Origin of the sequence: Nocardia abscessus, assembly GCF_015477775.1 — a bacterium.
Classification (GTDB): Bacteria; Actinomycetota; Actinomycetes; order Mycobacteriales; family Mycobacteriaceae; genus Nocardia; species Nocardia abscessus_A.
This window is the reverse complement of record NZ_JADLQO010000042.1, coordinates 1-5,037: the sequence shown is the minus strand read 5'-3', so window position 1 is coordinate 5,037 and position 5,037 is coordinate 1. Positions and strand designations below refer to the sequence as shown.

The following is a 5,037-nucleotide window of genomic DNA, read 5'->3' as shown; positions in this document are numbered from 1 at the left end:
GGGGTGTGGTTGTGAGTCTTCAACGGAGAGTTTGATCCTGGCTCAGGACGAACGCTGGCGGCGTGCTTAACACATGCAAGTCGAGCGGTAAGGCCCTTCGGGGTACACGAGCGGCGAACGGGTGAGTAACACGTGGGTGATCTGCCTCGCACTTCGGGATAAGCCTGGGAAACTGGGTCTAATACCGGATATGACCTGCTGTCGCATGGCGGTGGGTGGAAAGATTTATCGGTGCGAGATGGGCCCGCGGCCTATCAGCTTGTTGGTGGGGTAATGGCCTACCAAGGCGACGACGGGTAGCCGGCCTGAGAGGGCGACCGGCCACACTGGGACTGAGACACGGCCCAGACTCCTACGGGAGGCAGCAGTGGGGAATATTGCACAATGGGCGAAAGCCTGATGCAGCGACGCCGCGTGAGGGATGACGGCCTTCGGGTTGTAAACCTCTTTCGACAGGGACGAAGCGCAAGTGACGGTACCTGTAGAAGAAGCACCGGCCAACTACGTGCCAGCAGCCGCGGTAATACGTAGGGTGCGAGCGTTGTCCGGAATTACTGGGCGTAAAGAGCTTGTAGGCGGTTTGTCGCGTCGTCCGTGAAAACTTGGGGCTCAACCCCAAGCTTGCGGGCGATACGGGCAGACTTGAGTACTGCAGGGGAGACTGGAATTCCTGGTGTAGCGGTGAAATGCGCAGATATCAGGAGGAACACCGGTGGCGAAGGCGGGTCTCTGGGCAGTAACTGACGCTGAGAAGCGAAAGCGTGGGTAGCGAACAGGATTAGATACCCTGGTAGTCCACGCCGTAAACGGTGGGTACTAGGTGTGGGTTTCCTTCCACGGGATCCGTGCCGTAGCTAACGCATTAAGTACCCCGCCTGGGGAGTACGGCCGCAAGGCTAAAACTCAAAGGAATTGACGGGGGCCCGCACAAGCGGCGGAGCATGTGGATTAATTCGATGCAACGCGAAGAACCTTACCTGGGTTTGACATACACCGGAAACCTGCAGAGATGTAGGCCCCCTTGTGGTCGGTGTACAGGTGGTGCATGGCTGTCGTCAGCTCGTGTCGTGAGATGTTGGGTTAAGTCCCGCAACGAGCGCAACCCTTATCTTATGTTGCCAGCGCGTAATGGCGGGGACTCGTGAGAGACTGCCGGGGTCAACTCGGAGGAAGGTGGGGACGACGTCAAGTCATCATGCCCCTTATGTCCAGGGCTTCACACATGCTACAATGGCCGGTACAGAGGGCTGCGATACCGTGAGGTGGAGCGAATCCCTTAAAGCCGGTCTCAGTTCGGATCGGGGTCTGCAACTCGACCCCGTGAAGTTGGAGTCGCTAGTAATCGCAGATCAGCAACGCTGCGGTGAATACGTTCCCGGGCCTTGTACACACCGCCCGTCACGTCATGAAAGTCGGTAACACCCGAAGCCGGTGGCCTAACCCCTTGTGGGAGGGAGCCGTCGAAGGTGGGATCGGCGATTGGGACGAAGTCGTAACAAGGTAGCCGTACCGGAAGGTGCGGCTGGATCACCTCCTTTCTAAGGAGCACTTCTGCACAGCGCCTCGAACAGTCGAGCGTGGTTGTGCCAGAGACCGTTTCGGGAGCAATCGTCTTCCGGCGGAAGCTCATGGGTGGAACGCTGACAACTTCTTCCGTGTATCGGTCGGTCTTGGATGATCGGCTGACGGTTGGTATATCGACACACTGTTGGGTCCTGAAAGAACAGGCGTTCTTTCCAGGCAAAAAATACGATCCGCCCGGATCTGCTGGATACCGGTCCTCTTCGGGGGGCGCTGGTCTTGCTTATCGGTTCGGTGTGGGTGTGTTGTTTGAGAACTGCACAGTGGACGCGAGCATCTTTGTTAGTAAGTGTTGAAGAGCGTACGGTGGATGCCTTGGCACCAGGAGCCGATGAAGGACGTAGGAGGCTGCGATAAGCCTCGGGGAGCTGTCAACCGAGCTGAGATCCGAGGATTTCCGAATGGGGAAACCCGGCACGAGTGATGTCGTGTCACCCTCCGCTGAATATATAGGCGGTTGGGAGGGAACGTGGGGAAGTGAAACATCTCAGTACCCACAGGAAGAGAAAACAATTGTGATTCCGTGAGTAGTGGCGAGCGAAAGCGGATGAGGCTAAACCGTTCAGATGTGATACCCGGCAGGGGTTGTCTGGGCGGGGTAGTGGGGCTCACTTTCTCGATTCTGCCGAGTCGAGCGACAGTCAGAAAAGTTCGTGTTAGTCGAAGTGGTCTGGAACGGCCTGTCGTAGAGGGTGATAATCCCGTAGACGAAAACACGTGCTCTGTTGTAGTGGGTGCCCGAGTAGCAGCGGGCCCGTGAAATCTGCTGTGAATCTGCCGGGACCACCCGGTAAGCCTGAATACTCCCTGGTGACCGATAGCGGACTAGTACCGTGAGGGAAAGGTGAAAAGTACCCCGGGAGGGGAGTGAAATAGTACCTGAAACCGTGCGCTTACAATCCGTCAGAGCCTTCCCTTCGGGGTGGGGTGATGGCGTGCCTTTTGAAGAATGAGCCTGCGAGTCATCGGTGTGTGGCGAGGTTAACCCGTGTGGGGTAGCCGTAGCGAAAGCGAGTCCGAATAGGGCGGTTGAGTCGCATATCATGGACCCGAAGCGGAGTGATCTACCCATGGCCAGGGTGAAGCGACGGTAAGACGTCGTGGAGGCCCGAACCCACTTAGGTTGAAAACTGAGGGGATGAGCTGTGGGTAGGGGTGAAAGGCCAATCAAACTCCGTGATAGCTGGTTCTCCCCGAAATGCATTTAGGTGCAGCGTCGCGTGTTTCACACCGGAGGTAGAGCTACTGGATGGTCTAGGGGGCCCACAAGCTTACCGAAATCAGCCAAACTCCGAATGCCGGTGTGTGAGAGCGCGGCAGTGAGACTGCGGGGGATAAGCTTCGTAGTCGAGAGGGAAACAGCCCAGATCGCCGGCTAAGGCCCCTAAGCGTGTACTAAGTGGAAAAGGATGTGGAGTCGCGAAGACAACCAGGAGGTTGGCTTAGAAGCAGCCACCCTTGAAAGAGTGCGTAATAGCTCACTGGTCAAGTGATTCTGCGCCGACAATGTAGCGGGGCTCAAGTACACCGCCGAAGCCGCGGCACTCCAGCATTATTCTGCTTTCGAGCCAGGAGCTGGGGTGGGTAGGGGAGCGTCGTGTAGCCATGGAAGCAGCAGTGTGAACTAGTTGTGGAGGCTACGCGAGTGAGAATGCAGGCATGAGTAGCGAAAGACGAGTGAGAAACTCGTCCGCCGAATGACCAAGGGTTCCTGGGCCAGGTTAATCCGCCCAGGGTGAGTCGGGACCTAAGGCGAGGCCGACAGGCGTAGTCGATGGACAACGGGTTGATATTCCCGTACCCGTGTATCCGCGCCCAGTGGCGAATCAGTGGTGCTAAGTGCCCAAATGTGGATGGACTTCCTTCGGGAAGCTTGAAGCGGCTGCGCACGACCCCTGCTGTAGTAGTCAAGCGATGGGGTGACGCAGGAAGGTAGCTGGGCCAGGTGATGGAATACCTGGTGTAAGCCTGTAGGGCGAGTGGTAGGCAAATCCGCCACTCATGAGCCTGAGAGGTGATGCGTAGCCGATTGAGGCGAATTCAGTGATCCTATGCTGCCGAGAAAAGCCTCTAGTGAGTTGGTACACGGCCCGTACCCCAAACCGACACAGGTGGTCAGGTAGAGAATACCGAGGCGATCGAGAGAACTGTGGTTAAGGAACTCGGCAAAATGCCCCCGTAACTTCGGGAGAAGGGGGACCACGTCTGGTGACCGGCTTTACGCTGTGAGCTGGGTGTGGTCGCAGAGACCAGAGAGAAGCGACTGTTTACTAAAAACACAGGTCCGTGCGAAGTCGTAAGACGATGTATACGGACTGACGCCTGCCCGGTGCCGGAAGGTTAAGAGGACCGGTTAGCGCCTTCGGGTGCGAAGCTGAGAATTTAAGCCCCGGTAAACGGCGGTGGTAACTATAACCATCCTAAGGTAGCGAAATTCCTTGTCGGGTAAGTTCCGACCTGCACGAATGGCGTAACGACTTCTCTGCTGTCTCAACCACAGACTCGGCGAAATTGCATTACGAGTAAAGATGCTCGTTACGCGCGGCAGGACGAAAAGACCCCGGGACCTTCACTATAGCTTGGTATTGGTGTTCGGTACGGTTTGTGTAGGATAGGTGGGAGACTGTGAAGCGGGCACGCCAGTGTTCGTGGAGTCGTCGTTGAAATACCACTCTGGTCGTATTGGACTTCTAACCTCGGACCCTGATCGGGTTCAGGGACAGTGCCTGGTGGGTAGTTTAACTGGGGCGGTTGCCTCCCAAAATGTAACGGAGGCGCCCAAAGGTTCCCTCAGCCTGGTTGGCAATCAGGTGTCGAGTGCAAGTGCACAAGGGAGCTTGACTGTGAGACTGACGGGTCGAGCAGGGACGAAAGTCGGGACTAGTGATCCGGCACCGGCATGTGGAAGCGGTGTCGCTCAACGGATAAAAGGTACCCCGGGGATAACAGGCTGATCTTCCCCAAGAGTCCATATCGACGGGATGGTTTGGCACCTCGATGTCGGCTCGTCGCATCCTGGGGCTGGAGTAGGTCCCAAGGGTTGGGCTGTTCGCCCATTAAAGCGGCACGCGAGCTGGGTTTAGAACGTCGTGAGACAGTTCGGTCTCTATCCGCCGCGCGCGTCAGAAACTTGAGGAAGGCTGTCCCTAGTACGAGAGGACCGGGACGGACGAACCTCTGGTGTGCCAGTTGTCCTGCCAAGGGCACTGCTGGTTGGCTACGTTCGGAAGGGATAACCGCTGAAAGCATCTAAGCGGGAAGCCTGTTCCAAGATGAGGTTTCTCACCACCTTGAGTGGTTAAGGCCCCCCACAGACCATGGGGTTGATAGGCCGGAACTGGAAGCACGGTAACGTGTGGAGGTGACCGGTACTAATCGGCCGAGGACTTACCAACAAAGGTTGCTACGCGTCCACTGTGCGGTATCTGAAACAACACACAGATACCCGTAACCCCA

The 5,037-nt window shown here is 56.9% G+C and carries 2 rRNA genes; both read left to right on the top strand.

The features are described 5' to 3' along the window. Positions 1–19 precede the first annotated feature (19 nt). Positions 20–1,538, top strand: a 16S ribosomal RNA gene (locus IU450_RS39085). A gap of 326 nt (positions 1,539–1,864) precedes the next feature. After that, a 23S ribosomal RNA gene (locus tag IU450_RS39080) occupies positions 1,865–4,976 on the top strand. Together the 16S and 23S rRNA genes form the textbook arrangement of a ribosomal RNA operon. Positions 4,977–5,037: the final 61 nt, after the last annotated feature.